At 64.1% G+C, this 19,526-nt stretch carries 16 protein-coding genes; all 16 read right to left on the bottom strand.

Annotated elements, in window-relative coordinates; translation table 11 throughout:
- Nucleotides 1–13: 13 nt before the first annotated feature.
- A complete protein-coding gene (trbJ, locus tag B5D62_RS23620) occupies nt 14–781 on the bottom strand; it encodes a P-type conjugative transfer protein TrbJ (RefSeq protein ID WP_085936500.1) in 768 nt (255 codons plus the stop codon).
- On the bottom strand, nt 778–3,216 hold the full coding sequence (gene trbE / locus B5D62_RS23615; RefSeq protein ID WP_085936498.1) for a conjugal transfer protein TrbE: 2,439 nt from the start codon (nt 3,214–3,216) through the stop codon (nt 778–780). The genes trbJ and trbE overlap by 4 nt, the downstream gene beginning before the upstream one ends.
- 9 nt (nt 3,217–3,225) lie before the next feature.
- The gene (locus B5D62_RS23610) at nt 3,226–3,507 is read right to left on the bottom strand and encodes a VirB3 family type IV secretion system protein (protein ID WP_085936496.1); all 282 of its coding nucleotides are present in this window, start codon (nt 3,505–3,507) and stop codon (nt 3,226–3,228) included.
- Nucleotides 3,507–3,839, bottom strand: a complete 333-nt coding sequence (locus B5D62_RS23605; protein ID WP_085936494.1) for a TrbC/VirB2 family type IV secretion system protein — start codon at nt 3,837–3,839, stop codon at nt 3,507–3,509. Before B5D62_RS23605 ends, B5D62_RS23610 begins: the two co-directional genes overlap by 1 nt.
- The gene (gene trbB / locus B5D62_RS23600; RefSeq protein WP_085936493.1) at nt 3,836–4,819 is read right to left on the bottom strand and encodes a P-type conjugative transfer ATPase TrbB; all 984 of its coding nucleotides are present in this window, start codon (nt 4,817–4,819) and stop codon (nt 3,836–3,838) included. The genes B5D62_RS23605 and trbB overlap by 4 nt, the downstream gene beginning before the upstream one ends.
- Before the next feature lie 183 nt (nt 4,820–5,002).
- On the bottom strand, nt 5,003–5,455 hold the full coding sequence (locus tag B5D62_RS23595) for a ribbon-helix-helix protein, CopG family (protein ID WP_085936491.1): 453 nt from the start codon (nt 5,453–5,455) through the stop codon (nt 5,003–5,005).
- Nucleotides 5,456–5,464: 9 nt separating this feature from the next.
- The gene (locus B5D62_RS23590) at nt 5,465–7,456 is read right to left on the bottom strand and encodes a conjugal transfer protein TraG (RefSeq protein WP_085936490.1); all 1,992 of its coding nucleotides are present in this window, start codon (nt 7,454–7,456) and stop codon (nt 5,465–5,467) included.
- Between the two features lie 419 nt (nt 7,457–7,875).
- Complete coding sequence (locus B5D62_RS23585) at nt 7,876–9,408, bottom strand: thymidine phosphorylase family protein (protein ID WP_139374048.1); 1,533 nt, start codon at nt 9,406–9,408, stop codon at nt 7,876–7,878.
- Complete coding sequence (locus B5D62_RS23580; protein ID WP_085936489.1) at nt 9,405–10,763, bottom strand: MBL fold metallo-hydrolase RNA specificity domain-containing protein; 1,359 nt, start codon at nt 10,761–10,763, stop codon at nt 9,405–9,407. Before B5D62_RS23580 ends, B5D62_RS23585 begins: the two co-directional genes overlap by 4 nt.
- Nucleotides 10,764–11,075: 312 nt before the next feature.
- The gene (locus tag B5D62_RS23575; RefSeq protein WP_139374065.1) at nt 11,076–12,089 is read right to left on the bottom strand and encodes a ribose-phosphate pyrophosphokinase; all 1,014 of its coding nucleotides are present in this window, start codon (nt 12,087–12,089) and stop codon (nt 11,076–11,078) included.
- A gap of 5 nt (nt 12,090–12,094) precedes the next feature.
- Entirely contained in the window at nt 12,095–14,203 is a 2,109-nt protein-coding gene (locus B5D62_RS23570; protein WP_085936486.1) for a heavy metal translocating P-type ATPase, read from the bottom strand.
- Nucleotides 14,204–15,134: 931 nt separating this feature from the next.
- On the bottom strand, nt 15,135–16,874 hold the full coding sequence (locus tag B5D62_RS23565) for a relaxase/mobilization nuclease domain-containing protein (protein WP_085936484.1): 1,740 nt from the start codon (nt 16,872–16,874) through the stop codon (nt 15,135–15,137).
- Nucleotides 16,875–17,116: 242 nt separating this feature from the next.
- A complete protein-coding gene (locus B5D62_RS23560; protein ID WP_419188810.1) occupies nt 17,117–17,875 on the bottom strand; it encodes a lytic transglycosylase domain-containing protein in 759 nt (252 codons plus the stop codon).
- A 149-nt stretch (nt 17,876–18,024) separates the two neighbouring features.
- Nucleotides 18,025–18,540: a S26 family signal peptidase gene (locus B5D62_RS23555; RefSeq protein WP_085936480.1), complete on the bottom strand. Its 516-nt coding sequence runs from the start codon at nt 18,538–18,540 to the stop codon at nt 18,025–18,027.
- Nucleotides 18,537–19,016: a DUF2840 domain-containing protein gene (locus tag B5D62_RS23550; protein WP_085936479.1), complete on the bottom strand. Its 480-nt coding sequence runs from the start codon at nt 19,014–19,016 to the stop codon at nt 18,537–18,539. Before B5D62_RS23550 ends, B5D62_RS23555 begins: the two co-directional genes overlap by 4 nt.
- 157 nt (nt 19,017–19,173) lie before the next feature.
- Nucleotides 19,174–19,449 carry a helix-turn-helix transcriptional regulator gene (locus B5D62_RS23545; protein WP_085936606.1) on the bottom strand — a complete coding sequence of 92 codons (276 nt, stop codon included), beginning with the start codon at nt 19,447–19,449 and terminating at the stop codon, nt 19,174–19,176.
- Nucleotides 19,450–19,526: the final 77 nt, after the last annotated feature.

Genomic DNA, 19,526 nt, shown 5'->3' with positions numbered 1-19,526 from the left:
CCCCCCCCGCTCCTCACCGACCGTTGCCATTGGAGAACATCCGCGCGTTGCCGGGCTGGTAGCCGGCGCCCGGGGTCAGGAACCGCCGCCGCTGCTCGCGGCCCTGCTCGGCCGCGGCCGCGCGCTCTGCTTCGCTCAGCGCCTGCGCGCGACCGTTGGCGGCGAGGACCGCGGCGAGATCCGAGAGCTGCTGCGCCTGGAGGGCGAGGAGCTGGTTGCCGGCCTGGGCCGCCTGCAAGGCGCCCGTCGCGCCCTGGCTCTGGCCAACGAGCGCCGACATCTCGGCGCGATGGGTGTCGATATTGCCCACGACGCCGGCCTGAACCCGCAGGGCATCCTGCAGACCGCCGACGCTGTTCTGCCACCGCTGGCGTGCCTGGGCGATCAGCTGCTGATCGCTCGCCGAGGGCGAGGCGTTGCCGTAGGTGGAGGTGAACGCCTGGTCGATCTGCTGGACGTCGTAGGCGATCCGCTGCGCCTCGCCCAGGAGCTGCTGCGTCCGCTGCACCGACTGCTGCAGTTCCTGGAGGGCGGAATACGGAAGGCTCGCGAGGTTGCGCGCCTGGTTGATCAGCATCATGGCTTCGTTCTGAAGCGAGGTGATCTGGTTGGTGACCTGCTCCAGCGCGCGCGCCGCTGAAAGAGCATTCTGCACATAGTTGGAAGGGTCGAAGACGGTCATTTGCGCAGACGCCGGCCGCATCATCAGCGGACCCGGGATGACCGGAATCGACAGGATGGATGCGGCAAGAAGCGCCGCACGCAGGTGACGGTGACTCATGGCTTGTCCTCCAGGTTGGTGAGGTCGGGAATGAGCTCGGCCGCCCAGGGAACGCCGCGCTGCCTGAGCCAGGCGTCTAAGAATCCGTCGAGGCCATGCTCGGCCAGCGTCACGCCGATGGCCGCCTGGTCGGTCTTGGACGAGGTCGCGCAGAGCGCCAGAGCCACGTCCGAGAGGCCGAGCTCGAACAGCCGGTTGCCGCGGCGGGATTGGCAGTAGTAGTCGCGCTTAGGCATTGCCTGGGCGAGGATCTCGATCTGGCGATCGTTCAGGCCGAAGCGGCGATAGATCGCCGTGATCTGCGGCTCGATCGCCCGCTCGTTGGGCAGCAGCAGCCGGGTCGGGCAGCTCTCGATGATGGCCGGCGCGATGGCCGAGCGGTCGATGTCGGAGAGCGACTGCGTCGCGAACACGACGGACGCGTTCTTCTTGCGCAGCGTCTTCAGCCATTCGCGGAGCTGGCCGGCAAAGCCCTCGTCATCGAGCGCCAGCCAGCCCTCATCGATGATCAGCAAGGTCGGACGTCCGTCGAGCCGGTCCTCTATGCGATGGAACAGGTAGGACAGGACAGCCGAAGCGGCACCCGTGCCGATAAGGCCTTCTGTCTCGAACGCCTGCACCGACGCTTCGCCCAGATGCTCTCTCTCGGCGTCGAGCAAGCGGCCATAGGCGCCGCCGATGCAATACGGCCGCAGCGCCTGCTTCAGCTCGTTCGACTGGAGGAGCACCGCGAGTCCAGTAATGGTGCGCTCGCCGACGGGCGCGCTGGCGAGCGAGGTGAGCGCCGTCCAGAGGTGTTCTTTCACCTCCGGCGTGATCGCGACGCCCTCGCGCACCAGGATGGCCACGATCCAGTCGGCCGCCCAGGCGCGCTCTGGTACCTGATCGATGCCGGCGAGCGGCTGCAGCGAGACGCTATCGGCCGCTCCTTCGGTTAGGCCGCCGCCAAGGTCGTGCCAGTCGCCGCCCATGGCGAGCGTCGCGGCGCGGATCGAGCCGCCGAAGTCGAAGGCGAAGACCTGCGAGCCGGGGTAGCGGCGGAACTGCAGTGCCATCAGCGCCAGCAGCACCGACTTGCCGGAGCCGGTCGGTCCGACGACGAGTGTGTGCCCGACATCGCCGACATGAAGGGAAAACCGGAACGGGGTAGAGCCTTCGGTCTTGCCGTACAGCAAGGAGGGGGCACCGAAGTGATCGTCCCGTTCCGGCCCCGCCCACACCGCCGAGAGCGGGATCATGTGGGCGAGATTGAGGGTGGAGATCGGCGGCTGCCGCACGTTGGCGTAGACATGGCCCGGCAGGGAGCCCAGCCAGGCGTCGACAGCGTTGAGGGTCTCCGGCATGGCGGTGAAGTCGCGCCCCTGCACCACCTTCTCGACCAGCCGCAGCTTCTCGGCCGCCAGCCGAGGATCGGCGTCCCAGACAGTGATCGTGGCCGTGACATAGGCTTGGCCGGCATGATCGGCGCCGAGTTCCTGCAGGGCGAGATCGGCATCCGCCGCCTTGTTGGCCGCATCGGTGTCAACCAGCACCGACGCCTCGTTGGTCATCACCTCCTTGAGGATAGCGGCGACCGACTTGCGCTTGGCGAACCACTGCCGTCGGATCCGGGTCAGCAGCCGGGTCGCATCGGTCTTGTCCATCAGGATGGCGCGCGTCGACCACCGATAGGGAAAGGCCAAGCGGTTGAGGTCGTCGAGAAGCCCCGGCGTCGTGACGCTCGGAAAGCCGACGATGGTCAGGATGCGCAGATGCTGGTCGCCGAGACGGGGCTCCAGGCCACCGGTAAGCGGCTGGTCGGCGAGGAGCGCATCGAGATACATCGGGGTCTCGGGGACCCGGACGCGCTGGCGCCGGGTCGAGACGGTCGAGTGGAGATAGGTCAGCGTCTGCCCGTCATCGAGCCAGGCGCATTCCGGCATGAAACTCTCGATGAGCTGCAGGACGCGGTCGGTGCGATCGACGAAGCCCTGCAGGATCTCGCGGGGATTGACACCCTTCCCGCTCCTTCCTTCATAAAGCCAGCGTTCGGCCCGAGCGGTGTCTTCAACCGGTGGCAGGTAGACGAAAGTGAGGAAGTAGCTCGATTCGAAGTGGCTGCCTGCCTCCTCGAATCCGGCCTTGCGTTCGGCGTCGACGAGGGCTGACGCGGCATCGGGGAAACGGCTCGCCGGATAGGCGCCCACGGCGTGCCGCTGCGCCTCGACGAAGAGCGCCCAGCCCGACCCCAGCCGACGGAAGGCGCTGTTGAGTCGGCCGGCGACGGCCACCAGCTCGGCCGGCACCGCCGAGTCGAGATCCGGTCCCCGGAACCGCGCCGTCCGCTGGAAGCTGCCGTCCTTGTTGAGGACGACGCCCTCCCCCGCCAGCGCCGCCCACGGCAGGAAATCGGCGAGACGGGTCGAAGTTCGACGATACTCGGCAAGATTCATCATGGCGGGACCTCAGACGCTCAGATGACCGGGGATGCGCAGGTGCCGGCGCACCACGTCGACGAACTGCGGATCGCGCTTGGCAGCCCACACGGCGGCGAGATGGCCGATCGCCCAAAGGCCAAGGCCGACCAGCCAGAGGCGCAGGCCGAGCCCAAGCGCCGCCGCCAGCGTGCCGTTGAGGATGGCGATCGAGCGCGGCGCGCCGCCCAGTAGGATCTGCTCGGTTAGCGCCCGATGAACCGGCACGACATAGCCCGGCACATCGGGGGCGTGGTCCATCAACCCGGCCATCAGACGAGCGCTCCGCCGCCGAAGGAGAAGAACGACAGGAAGAAGCTCGACGCGGCGAAGGCAATGCTCAGCCCAAACACCACCTGGACCAGCCGCCGGAAGCCGCCACTGGTGTCACCGAAGGCGAGCGTCAGGCCGGTGACGATGATGATGATCACAGCCACGATCTTGGCGACCGGCCCCTCGACGGATTCGAGGATCGACTGGAGCGGCGCCTCCCAAGGCATCGACGATCCAGCGGCATGGGCGGCGGACGCCATCATCAGGCTGGCGAAGGTGACGGATACGGCCGTCGCGACATGACGGCGAATACGCAAGGCTTGGCGGATCATGCAGGTTCTCCTTGGGCAGGTTTTATTGCGGTAATGACGCAGTAGTCGCCGTTTGGCTGGAGGCCCTCGACGCGGGCCAGTTCGGTCAGGCGGCGGGTCAGGCCCCGGCCGCTCAGCACCACGACGAGGTCGATAGTCTCGGCGATCAGCGCGCGCGGCACGGTAATGACGGCTTCCTGGATCAATTGCTCGAGGCGGCGCAGCGCGCCCAGCGCAGTGCCGGCGTGGATGGTGCCGATCCCGCCGGGATGGCCGGTTCCCCAGGCCTTGAGGAGGTCGAGCGCTTCGGCGCCACGCACCTCGCCGATGGGAATGCGATCGGGGCGAAGGCGAAGCGAGGAGCGCACGAGATCCGACAGCGAAGCGACACCGTCCTTGGTGCGCAGGGCGACGAGGTTGGGCGCCGCGCATTGCAGCTCACGCGTGTCCTCGATCAGGACTACGCGGTCGGCGGTCTTGGCCACCTCCGCCAGCAGCGCGTTAGTAAGCGTGGTCTTGCCGGTCGAGGTGCCGCCAGCGACCAGGATATTGCAACGATCGGCGACGGCCTGGCGCAGCACGTCGGCCTGGTCCGGCGACATGATCCCGCCCGTGACGTAGTCCTGCAGGGTGAAGACGGCGACCGCCGGTTTGCGGATCGCGAACACGGGGGCAGCCACCACGGGCGGCAGCAGCCCCTCGAACCTCTCTCCCGTACCGGGCAGCTCGGCTGAGACGCGCGGAGCACCGCCATGAACCTCCGCACCGACATGATGGGCGACAAGGCGAACGATGCGCTCGCCGTCGGCTGCCGCCAGATGCTTGCCCGTGTCGGACAGTCCATCTGACAGCCGGTCGATCCAGAGCCGCCCATCTGGATTGAGCATCACCTCGACGACAGACGGGTCTTCCAGGAAGCCGGCGATGTCGGAGCCGAGGGCGGTGCGCAGCATGCGCGCTCCGCGAAGGATCGCCTCGGACTGCTGTTGGGAAGCTGCCATGTCGTCCCCGTTCGTAGCGCGACCGCAGACAAGCGGCCTGTGATCGGGGATGAGTAGAAGAGGCAGAACTCAGCGCCTGACAACAACAAGAATGATGCCGTAGGGCGCTGGCGTACAAAGACAGGGAAACGGCGGGACCTCAGGAGTTGAGGAGGCGAAGTATGCGACGTGCAAAGGCCGCCGCTAGTCCCCTGACGAGCGCTTGGTCTCCGCAGGTTGATCGCCAGGAATGTCTTCGGAAATCTCCTGCAGCAACTTGGGCCCCCTTGCCAAGCGGCGGCCCAATGCGGAAACGAAAGCATCGTAGCGTTGGCCCGCCTGCGCTCTCGCGGCAGCTTGGGCCGGCTCGGGCAATGGCGGGTTGGCTGTCAGCCAGAAGCGGACGAACACGGCCAGCATCTCCACCGAGATGAGGAGATCGCGTTCCTGACGCGCCATACGCCGATCGAGCTGGTCAAGACGCTTGGTCATCGCCGCCTCCTGTCGTTCGGCAGCGTCCGGTGACAGGAAGGAGGCGATCGCGGCTTCTGCGACGAGCGATCGAGATTGGCTGCGGCGAGCCGCGTATTCAACCAGGGCCTTCATGATGTCGGGATCGAGGTAGACCGAAAGCCGATGCTTCTTTGGATTCATCATCAGCGCTCCCTACAGGTTCATGCCATCATTCGGGTCGAGGGAAACCTGGCGGGCGATACCCTGCACCACTTGGTTCATTCGGCTGATGCGCGCGCTGTCGTCGTCATCGGCGTCGTCGGCGATATCGGCTTCGAATTCATTGTCGATCGGCTTCGTTCTTTCGAGGATTCTCGCCCGGTTCAACTCGGGCTGGCGCCTACGTTCAGACTCTGTGGGATCTTCGTCGTCCGCGCTGCTGCCCTGTGGCGCTGGTGCACTTGTCTGTGGAGGTGTGGGCAAAGGCAAGTTGCTCCAATCGTCGCTTTTGGTGGCTACGGGCTTATCAAGCGGTGGCGGTGGCAGCACGCGCTCCTGAAAGCGGCGGTCCTCGTAATACCGTACCTTCTTCGCGCGGACTGGCGGCGTGCCCGCAACCATCACGATCTCATCCGTGGGCGGCAGCTGCATCACCTCACCGGGGGTGAGCAGTGCTCGAGCCGTTTCTGCCCGTGAGACCATTAGGTGCCCGAGCCAAGGGCTCAGTCGGTGACCCGCATAGTTGCGCATCGCGCGCATCTCGGTGGCCGTGCCGAGCGCGTCGGACACCCGCTTTGCCGTGCGCTCGTCGTTAGTCGCAAAGCTCACGCGCACATGGCAGTTGTCGAGTATCGAGTTGTTCGGCCCGTAAGCCTTCTCGATCTGGTTCAGCGATTGCGCGATCAGAAAGCTCTTCAGGCCATAACCCGCCATGAAGGCAAGCGCGCTCTCGAAGAAGTCGAGGCGGCCGAGCGCGGGAAACTCGTCGAGCATCAGGAGGAGACGGTGGCGTCGCCTTTTTGAATGAAGATCCTCAGTCAGACGCCGGCCGATCTGATTGAGGATGAGGCGGATGAGCGGCTTGGTGCGCGCGATGTCTGATGGTGGAACAACAAGATATAGTGTCGCCGGTCGCCCTTCGCCGACAATGTCGGAGATGCGCCAGTCGCAGCGGCGCGTCACCTCCGCCACGACCGGATCACGGTAGAGCCCGAGGAAAGACATCGCGGTCGACAGCACCCCCGAGCGCTCGTTGTCGGACTTGTTGAGGAGCTCGCGCGCAGCACTGGCGATGACGGGATGAGGCCCTGCCTCACCAAGATGCGCGGTCTTCATCATGGCAGCGAGTGTCGACTCGATGGGCCGACGCGGATCGGACAGGAAAGCGGCTACGCCGGCCAGCGTCTTATCGGCCTCAGCGTAAAGAATATGCAAGATGGCGCCCACTAGGAGCGCGTGACTGGTCTTCTCCCAGTGATTGCGCTTCTCGAGCGAGCCTTCGGGGTCGACCAGGATGTCGGCGATGTTCTGCACGTCCCGGACTTCCCATTGTCCGCGGCGAACCTCGAGCAGCGGATTGTAGGCAGCCGAACCGGCGTTTGTCGGATCGAACAACAGGACGCGCCCGTATCGCGCGCGGAAGCCCGAGGTGAGCTGCCAGTTCTCGCCCTTGATGTCATGGACAATGGCCGAACCGGCCCAAGTAAGCAGTGAAGGCACAACGAGGCCGACACCCTTGCCGGACCGAGTCGGAGCGAAGCAGAGGACATGCTCTGGGCCATCGTGACGAAGGTATGCGTGATCAAATTTGCCCAACACGACACCGTCGGGTCCGAGCAGCTGGGCCTCCCGAACTTCGTCGGGTCGTGCCCATCGCGCTGAGCCGTAGGTCTCGACATTCTTGGCCTCGCGCGCGCGCCAGATCGACATGCCAATGGCGACCGCGATGGCAGCAAAGCCGCCGGAGGCCGCAATGCAGGCGCCTTCTACAAAGATCGGTGGCGCGTACGCCTCGTAGAAATACCACCACCAGAAGAAGGCCGGCGGATGGTAGATTGGCCAGCCGACCAGTTCGAACCAAGGATTGCCGAGCTGGGGCTGAAAGCCGAGGCGCCAGGCGGTCCATTGTGTCGCCGCCCACGTCGTGGTCAGGACGATAAGGGCGACGGCGAGAATCTGACCCCAGAGTATTCTCGTTCCCGACATCCGTTTCTCCTTTTGGAGAGAAAGTCAGATGTCCAGCACCGCGATTACAAGTGCTCGCAGATCACAGGCGCATACCCTCGTGGTGTAGCGAACAAAAACCTAGCATCGAGTAATTCTGTCGGCACGCACAAGACTCACCTCGGCTTACATGTCCTCAATGTCGCTTTCTGAGATCACTTCCCGTTGCCGCTTGAACCTCGACTTGATGCGCAACGCGTCGGCGCAGGGACGGAAGTAAGTGGCGTGGCCAAGCGGGCTCCTCAAGGAACACATAGGATCCTCGAGTTCGACTGTGCTTTCGCAACGACCGCAGAACAGCAAGACTGGAGGGGAGTGCTTGACCGGGTCGATCGCGAAGCACGTAGGCGCTTCGGGTTTCAAGGCGGGTAATCAAACCGGCGTCCGTCCGGAATGCCAACTCAACTTTCCACACTCACGAAGTCTCCCGTGCGCGCGGCATAGTCAAGTGCGTAGCTAAGTTCGCCCGTGGTTTCAGCGTGGACGTGCACTAGTGGTTGCCCACGATCGATCTCGTCACCAAGGCGGACCTCCACATGGACGCCCGCTGCCTTGGATTCGGGCGCGCCAGCAAGTTTAGCGAGCCGGGCGATCTTGCGGTTGTTGATATGCACAACGCGGCCGGCGCGCGGCGCGACCAGCGGATACACGTGGGCGGCCTTCGGCGGCTCGCGCAGCCCTCCCTGCGCCTCGCAGATCGCTTCGAACTTCGACCATGCGCGGCCGTCGGCCAAGGTCTTGAGCGCGAGCGCGACGCCTGCGTTCTTTTCGGCCTTGCCGCCGATTTCAAGTGCTGCGCCTGCGAGCAGGGCGGCACGCTGGCGCAGATCATCCGGCGCATTTGACAGGTTCTGAAGAACCGCCAGGACGTCGAAGGCTTCCAGGGCTGGGCCAATACCGCGGCCCACCGGCTGCGAGCCATCGGTCTGGAGGCAGGTCATGGCTAGCCCGAAACGAGTAGCGACAGTGTTGAGACGGTGGGCAAGTTGTTCGGCTGCGGCTTTGCTGCGTACCTTGGCGGTCGCGCCGACGGGTATGTCGATCACGACATGCGTCGATCCGGCGGCGATCTTCTTGGACAGGACGGAGGCGACGAGTTGGCCTTCCGTGTCCACGTCAAGCTCGCGCTCCACGCGTACGAAGATGTCGTCGGCGGGACTGAGATGCACGGCGCCACCCCAGGCGATGCAACCGCCTTCCCCGTCGACGACGCGCCTGAGCGTTTCGATGCTGAGATCGACGGGCGCGAGTGTTTCCATGGTATCGGCCGTGCCGGCGGGCGAAGTGATCGCCCTCGAAGATGTTTTCGGCATGACGAGTCCATTGGCGGCGACGATCGCAACGACGATCGGCGTGGTGCGATTGCCAGGCAACCCGCCTACACAGTGCTTATCCACCACGATCGGAACATTCCAGTGCATCTGGTCGCCGACATTGATCATGGCTCGCGTAAGATCGGCAGTCTCATTGTCGTCGAGCGGGAGCGCCGCGCTGGCGGTCAGGAAGGCGGCGAGATGGACTTCGGTGTAGCGACCCGCGGCTACGTCACCCACGATTTCGGCAAAGGCGCGCGCATCGAGGCGGTTACCGTAGATACGCCGGCGCACGCTCGCCAGAGACTCCACGGCTGGGGGGTGGGTGACGGTAATCTCGTCATTCTCGCTTAGGCCAAGAAGCTGCCAAGCTGTCTCGGAAAGACCAGCTTCGCCTTGGGCGAGCAGGGTGTCGCCCTCGACCTGAAAGAGGGTGGCCTGCACTTGTCGCGTCCCGTTCGAGACGAGCACTTGAGCACGCGGAGAAAGGCCCTCAGAGCGGCAGACGTGACAGTCTGTCCGCATTACGATGACTGGTCGATGCTGCGTGTGCAGCCGCAAGCGGCGTACGCGCAGCACTGGTTGGAAGGGCGCCCTGGATTCCACGTCAGCAAGCGTCATAGGTCGAAGGCCTGATTCTGGCGCGAGACGGCCGCATTCCATGCAAGCTCGCGGTCGATCCGGACGCGTAGCGCCTCAGATGCCTCGTCCTCGCCATGCACGATGAACACGCGAGACGGCGCGCGACGCAAGCCGGAGAGCCAGCGCATTAGCTCGTTGGCGTCAGCATGCGCCGATAGCATGGACAGGTCAGCGACTTCCGCCCGAACGGATATCCATTCCCCATGGATCTTGATCTCTCGGGCGCCTTGAAGCATGGCCCGACCGCGCGTTCCCGCAGCTTGAAAACCGGAGAACAGGATAGTGTGACGGCTGTCCGGGGCAAAGGCTTTGAGATGGTGCAAAACGCGGCCGCCGGTGGCCATCCCGCTCGCCGAAATCACGACTTTTGGAAACTTACTTGCGGTGATCGCCTTGGAGCCGTCGACATCGCGTGTATAGGTGGCGATCGAGCAAATGGCGTTGCATTCTTCGGGACCCAGGCGGTGATCGGTTCGGTGAGCGTGTAGCAAATCCGTCGCGTCGATCGCCATGGGGCTGTCGAGATAAATGGGAACCTTGCGGAGACGGCCATGCGTCCTGAGCTTCCAGAGATGGTAGAGAAGCGACTGGGCGCGTCCGATAGCAAAGGCTGGAATGACGACCGTTCCGCCGCGCGCGGTAGTGCGTTCAATGACGCTTCCCAAAGCCTCGGTGGGATCGACCGCCTCGTGGATACGGTTACCGTATGTAGACTCGATCACGATGTAGTCAGCCGTTGTCACAGCGGCGGGGTCCGGGAGGACCGGATCGTTGTAACGGCCGAGGTCTCCCGAGAAAACGATACGACGTCCCGCCCATTCGAGTTCGGCGATGGCGGCACCTAAGATGTGCCCCGCTTGGCGGAAGGTCAGCGTCGCATTACCTGGAAGGCGAACAGACTTGTCGAAAGGTTCGGGCGAGAAGAATTCAAGCGCCCGCTCAGCGTCGCGGATGCCGTAAAGCGCTAGCGCCGGCTTATGCTTCGAGAAGCCCTTTCGATTCGCATATTCCGCGTCTTTCTCTTGAAGATGGCCGCTGTCCTTCAGGATCAGCTCGGCGACATCGCGCGTCGCCGCGGTGGAGTAGATCCGACCGCGGAAGCCGTCGCGCACTAGCTTCGGCAGATAGCCGGAGTGGTCGAGATGGGCATGCGTCAGCACTACCGCGTCGATACTGGACGGAGCGACCGGCAGTGACATCCAGTTGAGCTCACGCAGATTCTTGAGGCCCTGGAATAGGCCGCAATCGATCAGGATGCGCTTGTTGTCGTTGGTGACGAGGTGTTTCGAACCTGTGACGGTTCCTGCACCGCCGAGCGAAGTGAGTGTCAGCATGGTGCCCTTCAATTTCTTGTTGCTGATAGATTGGCAGGAGAGCCCAGTCTGTCGACTGCGTAGCGTTCGACACAGGCGCCCCATTCGTCACACGACCGCGGTGTGGACGCGGTGGCCGCCGCAAGCAGTTGGTAAAGCTGCTTCGGCTCGACGAGGTCCAACGCGGCTAGCGCCTGCATGTGCTGGACGGTCTCCTCGCTATGGCGGATCGGGCCATGGCCATCGCGCCATGCCTCAAGGATTTCGTAAGTCGGTACGGCCATACTGTTCGGGGTCCTGTGAAATGTTCGTCGAAACTACCCGTCGAGCGCGCTAACCGCGCCCCCAAGGGGGTGGATCGCTGGCGGGAAAGGAATCGATGCCTGCGCGCTCCACGTCGTCGACCGGTTCCGGGGGACGGCGATGGCGGGCCAGATCGTCATTGGAAGCAGCCACAGCGATATGGGTAGCAATCAGCGGTGTAAGCCCGACGCGGTTGCTCGGGTGCGTGACCGAATCGGTCGAGACGATCCGACGGCAGAGTGGGACAAGCTGCTCGTAAGAATCTCCGGCGAAGATCCCATGCACGACAGCGACATCGGGGGCAGCGAGGCCTTGCATGCGCAACTTTCGTGCCGCTTCGATGAGCGTGTGGCCGGACGCGGCAATATCGTCGACGAGCACAGGTTGCCGATCGCGCCACATGGAAAGATCCGGCAGTTCGATTTCGACATCGCGGTCCCCGTGGCGAACTTTCTGTAGCACCGCATGCGGCGCGCCGACGCGCGTGGCAATGGCCGATACCCATTGCTCGCTCTCCTCGTCCGGGCCAATGAGCAGCGGGGCGGCCACCTCTGCCGCAATCCAGTCGGCAAGGAGCGGCGCGGCATGCAGCGTCGCTGTCGGAATGGAATACAGCGCCGAAAGAGCCGGATAGCGATGCAGATGCGGATCGACTGTGATCAACCGATCGAAACTCTTCGATATCAGGCGGGCGAACGTGAGCGACGTGACGGCCTCTCCCGCCCGGAAGCGGCGGTCCTGCCGCATGTAGGCGAGATAGGGAGCGATCAGCGTTACCTCGCTTGCGCCGAGTGACCGTGCGGCATCAGCGGCAAAGATGAGCCGCAGAAAGCCTTCGTCGGGACGTGCCAGGGTGCAGACAAGCGTCACTGCCTTGTCGACCACGTCAGACAGAATGCGCAAATAGCTCTCTCCGTCCGGAAAGTTCCGCGTTTCGAGGCTACCGAAATCCCAGTCGCATTCGTTGGCAAGCCGATGCGCGAACGCTTCGTTTCCCGGAAGCGGCAGGATCAGGTGTCTCGAAGATCGTCTTGTTGCTTGCATCGGCGTCATCCATGCCTCCGATAGCGGCGTAGGAACTGCGCGTTAATGGCTACGATGATGGTGCTAGCCGACATGAAGACCGCCGCCACGGCGGGCGTCATCAGGAAGCCAGTCCCGAACGTGATGCCGGCCGCCATGGGGATCGCCACGGTGTTGTAGGCGGTGGCCCAGATCAGATTCTGAACCATCTTCCGATAGGTAGCGCGAGACAGTCCCAGAATGGCGGCGACGTCGCGCGGGTCGCTCTTGACGAGGACTACATCCGCCGATTCCACGGCCACGTCCGTCCCGGCCCCGATTGCGACGCCGAGATCCGCCTGGACCAGAGCTGGGGCATCGTTGACGCCGTCACCAACCATCGCGACGGAAAGGCCACGCGCTTGCAGTTCCTTGATCTTGTCCGACTTCTGATCGGGAAGCACCTCGGCGAAGTACTCGGAGATGCCGAGTTCCTTGGACACCGATTGGGCGACCCCCTTTGCGTCGCCCGTCAGCATCACGGACCTTATCCCGAGGCGGGTAAGTTCCGCGATTGCTTCCCTGGATTCGCTGCGCACGATGTCGGCAAGCGCGAAGAGGGCGCGGGGAGCCCCGCCGCGAACAAGTACGACGACGGTCTTGCCGCCGGCTTCCAGTTCCTTGAGTTTCGGATGCTCGATCGGCCTGCCTTGTCGAGCCAGATGACCAGGACTGACGATTCGAATTTCCTGTCCGTCGACCTTCGCGGTGATGCCCTCCCCGGTGATGTTGCTGACCTCGGCGGCCTTTGGGACCGTGATGCCACGCTTGTTGGCCTCGGCCACGATCCCATGAGCAATGGGATGCTCCGACTGACTCTCCGCTGCAGCGGCCAAAGCGAGCTCCTGGCTATCGTCGCCTCCGGCCAAGATCACGATATCGCTGACACCGAAACGGCCTTCGGTCAGCGTGCCAGTCTTGTCGAACACGGCCGCATCGAGATTGCGTGCGCGCTCAAAGGCGGCGCGGTCGCGGATCAGCAGGCCATTGCTTGCGCTCAGCGACGTGCTGACGGCCACGACCAGCGGCACGGCAAGGCCGAGTGCATGGGGACAGGCCACGACCATCACCGTCACCATGCGCTCTATGGCGAACTCGAGAGGCGAACCGACAACGAACCACCACGCGAGAAGTGTCCCAAAGCCGACGACAAGGGCGATATAGGTGAGCCAAGCGGCGGCCCGGTTGGCGAGGTCCTGGGTCTTTGACCGAGTTGCCTGAGCCTTCTTCACGAGGTCGATGACCTGAGAGAGATAGGTCGCATCCCCCGTCGCTGTTACCTTGATGGTAACGGCGTTAGCACCATTGATCGCACCGCCGATAGCGGATGCGCCAACGTTCTTGGAAACGGGCCGCGATTCGCCTGTCAGCATGGCTTCGTTGAACGCGGTTGATCCTTCAATGATTTCGCCATCGACCGGCACCTTTGCCCCCGGACGGACGATCACGCGGTCGCCGGGTTGGAGTGCTGAGATGGGCACCTCATGCGTCGTCCCGTCGGCTTCGATCCGCGTTGCGCTGTCCGGCAGGAGCCGCACTAACTCCTCGAGTGCGCGCGAGGCGCCCATGACGGAGCGCATCTCCACCCAGTGGCCGAGCAGCATGATGGCGATGAGCGTCACCAACTCCCAGTAGAAGGCTTCGCCCGGGAACCCAAACGTGACCGCAGCCGAGAAGAAATAGGCCGCCGAGATCGCGAGCGCGATCAGCGTCATCATGCCTGGCTGACCTTTGCGCAGCTCTGAAGTGAAGCCGGTCAGGAACGGCCAGCCCCCGTAGACATAGGCGATGGTGGAGAGAACAAAGAGTACGAGACCGTCACCAGGAAACGACAATGAGTCGGCCAAGCCAAGCCAATGGCGGATCATTGGCGAGAGAAGGAGCACGGGCGGTGTGAGAAGCAGGGAAACCCAAAAGCGGCGGCGGAAGTCGGCGACCATTGCCGCGTGGTCGTGTCCGGCATGTTCAGAGTGCTCAGTTTGGGTTGATCCGGCTGCCGCGACAACGTTGGAGATGCCATAACCATGCTGCGAATGATCGGCAGTGTGCTGATGGCGCACGTAGTGACTGCCCGGCTGGGTATTCGGTGAACTCATTTGATCTCGTCCTTGACTAGCCCTGGCAAAGCTTCGGACTGCCCTTGCGGTGCCGAACCACTGGCCTGGTCGTGAAGAAATAGTACTGCCTTGACGAACGAGCAGATTGGCGATGCAACCAGCCTGAAATTCGTGCGTGCCATCCGCTTCCTCAGCGCCTTGCGAAAGGAAGGGATCTGTCCAGTTCCAATATCGGCGCCTTCACTCGACCCCAGACAGACTGATCGAAGTTTCAGGCGTCGAGCTGGAGATTACGACGGCTTTGGCTCGGTCAACGCTCCGCGAGTAGAGCGAACGTGACCATGAACCCAAGCGTTCAGCTAGGCACTGTGCAAGCCCGTCGCCTCGAAGCCAGATTGCTCACGCAGTCAGGCGGCCGAAGTTTGGACGGGGAATATCCCCTACTGGAGATGACTTCGCGGTACTGGAGGATCGAGGCCGAGAACGATGGACCGGAGGCAGTCCGCCCTTAGCGCGCATATTTTGGAGGCACCTCGTCTCACGATCTCAAATCGGCCCTGCTGGGTGGCCAAGGGCGCAACGCAGGGAGCGCAGTTCGCCTTGCAGCAACCTGACTCGGAAGGACACTTGTCCCCATCCGCATCAAGGGCTCTTAACTCTCCATCAACGAACCGAATTTCCGAAACGGGCGGCGTGGGCTCACCGCTATGCGCCATTGCCGGCCCGGACTGGATCACCCAGACGAGCATGCAAACCATCAGTGGTGCCAGATACCTGAGCATTCCCTTACCCACAGCCGTTCGGCGTGCCCGTCAAAGTATGAGCCAAGACGCCGATCAGAAGCATTTACTCTACACGCTTCCAATGGGAATTGATGCAAATCAAATTCAAACCAAGTGGATCCGTCACGGATTTCCAGCTTTCGTGCCTGTGAATGCCGGCAGTCGGGCTAGAGCGGCTTGCGATACGCTCACAGGCCAACCCCTCGCTTGCGACCGAAGCTCCAATCGACCCCGCCATCGCTTCGTGCAACACCAGACACATGACGCCCAAGCTGTTTTTCAAGAGATGGCGTCCAGGGCACGAGCTGGAAACCGAGCCCGTCGTCGATCATGGCAAATCGGCCCGAGGCGAGCGCGATACGGCGTTGGTATGCGCCGGCAACATACTCGCCTGTACCGCTCTTGTTGAACTGGCGACCGCTTTCTGCCGCAAGCTCTGCGCCGACCGCGTCCAGTTCCCGCCGGCGTAGCGTCTCGATCAGGTTGCGGTTAAAGCTGACGCCACGGCTCTGGCGTTCGGCGAGGCCTTGCCCGATCAGGTGTTCGGCACGCCGGTCCAGCGCCTCTCGGACTGCCGCTCCGAAGCCACCCTCCCCCAGCGCGGCGGGGTCGCGCGCGATCGCCTGCCGGTCGAGCCAGGTTGCGCCAGTCGCCGTGACCTGCTGCTCGATCGTGAGGTCAGACCGGACCGCCAAGGCGACACGTCTCTGACCGCTCGCATCATCGAACTTGCGTAGCTCGACGATAGACCCCGGACCGCCGTCGCCGGCGGCCTCGAGATCGGGGAGCTTGAGGTGATGGGTGCGGCCGTCCGCTCCATCCACCACCGCATAGGCAGTGCCCTTTAATTCGTCGTCGAGGCCGCGGGCAATCAGCTGGCCAACAACAGGATCGTTCAGGCTTTCCCCGGCCAGCACATAGTTGGCGGCGCCGCGTTCGATCCCGCGCTCCGTCAAGCCGCGATGGATGCGCTTGATGATGTCGCCGCGCTGGCCGAGCTCGCGAAGGGTCACCTCAGCCTTCTCTGACATGGTCCATTGGCCAGGACCGACTTGGTCGGCCAGCCCGAGTGATTCCAGCCTGCGAAGACGACCAACCTTGAGGGCGAGGAATGCGTCAGGCTGGCGGTCGGCGTGGGGCGCAAGGTCGATGATGCCGGCGCGGCTGCAGTCTAGGACGAGCTGCCGGTCGAGGTTGGTCCAGCGATCGGCGTCGATCTGGCGTTCCAGGGCGCGACGAATCTCCCGATCGGTTCGTGGCCCGAGTTCCTGGCTGATCAGGTCCCGCGCGCGATCGCGCATTCCATCCTTGATGTAGTCGCGGGAGATGACGAGGTTTTCACCATCGTCCCCCACGCCACGCACGATCAGGTGGACGTGGGGATGCTCGGTATTCCAGTGATCGACGGCGACCCAATCGAGGCGGGTGCCGAGGTCCTTCTCCATCCGCCCGACCAGCTCCCGCGTGAAGCTCCTGAGGTCAGCCATTTCCACGGCGTCGTCGGGCGAGACGATGAACCGGAAATGATGTCGGTCGCTGTCGCACCGTTCCGCAAACTCCTTGGGGCTGACCGTATCGACACCTGGGCCGAACAGCCGCGCCTTCTCCCCGTCCCGGGTGACGCCCTCGCGCCGCAGGTAGTTCAGATGAGTCGCAAGCGGCGCGGTGCGTCCGCCATGGCGGACCACGCGCGCCTTGACCACAGCGCCGCGCGAGCGCGACGTGATGAACCTGTTAGCCTGCACCGACGCGCGCTGGCCTCGTCCGAATCGCGAGCGATGCCCGGGACTGATTTTCCCGGAGCGGGAAACCGATCCCCCGGCCCGTTGGGCGGCCGCGAGCGCTTGCGCAATGAAGGGCCGCGCCCGTTGGACGCGCGTCGATCGGATGCGGCCGGGCCGAACGCGGAAGTCGTCGTCACCGGTCATTACTGTGGCCCGCACATCGCGCCATCATGCAGATATCATTGGCTAATTGCTGAAGTCGCAGGCTGCGCGGACAGGCGCACCTCGCGAATTCGCTGTGTAAGACCTTGAAAAGGCACGACCGTCCTTGAGCGCACATCGCGCTCCTTTATCCTGCCATCGCGCGGTTGGGAGGCCCTGATCACCTGCTCTCACTGCCAAGCACCCGATCACTTGCGACAGGCTGCGACAGAAGACGATTGCATTCATGGCTTGCGATTCCGACCGCCCGCCGGCACGAAGAGGCCATCCGATTGGGCGACGAGTGCCGACCTGCTGGCGATGGGATGCTGCGACGGCGCGCGATCGATCGGCCGTTGCCCGGCCGCCGACGTGCCTGCGGACACGACTTGGCCTCGTGGAACGAACAACGGTGCCTGTGTCCACGCGAGCGGATCGGTCGCCACCAGTCGGTCGTCACGCGACATCCCGTCGATCGCCCGAATGACCGCCGCAAGGTAAGCATTCGTCTCGACGGGCAGCGGCCGACTGTTCACCAGATAGTCGTCATAACGCCCCGGACCCGCATGATAGGCAGCGAGGAATCCGGGCGCGCCGTAACGATCATGCAGCTCGCGTAGATACGCCGCACCGGCATGAATATTGTCCCGGATGTCGAATGGATCGGCACCAAAGGCGTAGCGGGTGCGCAACTCAGCCCAGGTGTCAGGCATGATCTGCATCAGTCCCATGGCACCCTTGGACGACACGGCACGCGCGTCACCGGCGCTTTCGGCCTGCATGACGGCGTGTATCCACGTCGCCGGCATGCCGAAGCGCCGCGACGCCTCGGCGATGCTGGCCGCGATCGGGTCGTTGATCGCCTGGTGCTGCAACGGTGCAACCGAAGGCGCGGTCTGCGCCATCGCGGCGACATTCGTCATTGCCACCAGGGTGACGACAAACACGACGATGCGTGCCGCCATCCCGACAATCCGCAAGTGTGCCATCGTGCGCGCGTCCACCCAAGGTGAAACGCTCGCGCACCGACCGACCAGCCGCCCTGGACTACCGCCACGCGCGGCCGCGGCCAAGAAGCCGGCCGGGACGAAGGAGAGGTTCGGCAGGCTGTGGAACAGAGGAATGTCGGACCGAGAAGGAGGCGAAGGCATGGTCAGTACTCCTTGGGAACCCAGAGAGGTGTCGCGCGGCCGACGACCGACGACACCGGCAAAGAACCGAAATAGCGGCCGTCGAAGCTGTCGGGCGCTGCGGGATTCATCAGGAAGACGTCGTGCGATCCGAGCGTGCGGCAGCCCATCCAAGCCGGCAACGGACGGCCGCGATGGTCGCGCGCGCGTGCTGCACCGACGACGGCTCCGTCGATAGTGATGTGGAGGCCGTGACGACAGATGGTCTGTCCGGCGAGCGCGGCAATCGGCTTGATCAGCGGCACGCCGCTGGGCAACGAGCCGCGTGCGGCGAGGGCGGCGGCAAGCGGGTCCGGTGGCACGACGACGGCTACGTCACCGACATGCAGCACGCGCGGCGGCAGCACCGCGTACAGCCCGATCGGCACCGAGGCGCTGTTGTTCCAGAGCAGCAAGCGTGGTGCCCCGACGACGCTCGGCAGGACGATCAAAACGATCCCGCTCATAGTAACGATGATCGCGACGGCGCGTCGGTTCATGGCGTGACGTGCCGGCGCTTGAGCCAGGCGCGATGACGCGCCTGCGTGTAAGGGCGTGGTGGCTCGTTCGCGAGCAAGCGTGCATGGACATGACGCCAATGGTCGGGGGCCGCGTCTTCAGGATCGATGCCGAGCGCCTCGACGGCATCGATCACCTTCAGCACCCGCTCGACACGGGGCCAGCCGGAGCAGCGCAAGAGGGTCTCGCCGCCGGGCTGTACTCGAAAGACGGTGGAATAAGGCTCGCCCGGGCGAACGGCCCGTACGATATCGATGCAGGACAGGATGGTGCCAAAGTCGTTCCCCATCCACCGGACCGCCGCGAAGATGCTGTCCGGCGCGAAGCTGACGACACGGCGGCGACGATCGAGGATCCGTTCATGGATGACACGGCCGAACCTGATCCAGCATTCGATCTCTTTCTCCACCCACATCAGTTCGACGCTCGTGGAGCCCCTGGGCGGATCAATCGTCATGACCCTGTGTCACCGACTGGAGAGCATGCAGGTGACGTGCGGCCGCGACGCCACCCGAAGGGGCGGCGCACCTCGACGGACACACCAGCCGCGTGACGCCCAGTGCGCCAAGCGCGTCGGTGCTGCGATCTGATCTGCGCGGCCATCGGCGTTTCATTCACCGGCCGGTGCCGTCGTCGCCGCGCCGCGGCTGCGGCCTGGCGGGATGGACGACGCCGTGGCCGGGGTCGGACGTGGACTGCCGAAGGCCGCGATCGGCCCAGGTTTTCAGGTCTTCGAGCGCATAAACGATGCGGCCGCCCAGCTTGCGATAGACCGGGCCGGTGCCGAAGGTACGGTGCTTCTCGAGCGTACGGCCGGACAGGCCGAGAAACCGCGCTGCCTCGGGCGTGCGCAGGTAGCGTGGCGGCAGTTGTCGAGGATCGTCGGGCATCGGATGCGCCTCCAGCTTGTCGTGGATGCCGCTGAGGAACTGCGGCGAACTCGCGATCACGATGGAGAGGAATCTGC

Origin of the sequence: Enhydrobacter aerosaccus, assembly GCF_900167455.1 — a bacterium.
In the GTDB taxonomy this organism is placed as follows: Bacteria; Pseudomonadota; Alphaproteobacteria; order Reyranellales; family Reyranellaceae; genus Reyranella; species Reyranella aerosaccus.
Note: the sequence above shows the minus strand (reverse complement) of the source record. Positions and strands in the feature narration are given on the sequence as shown.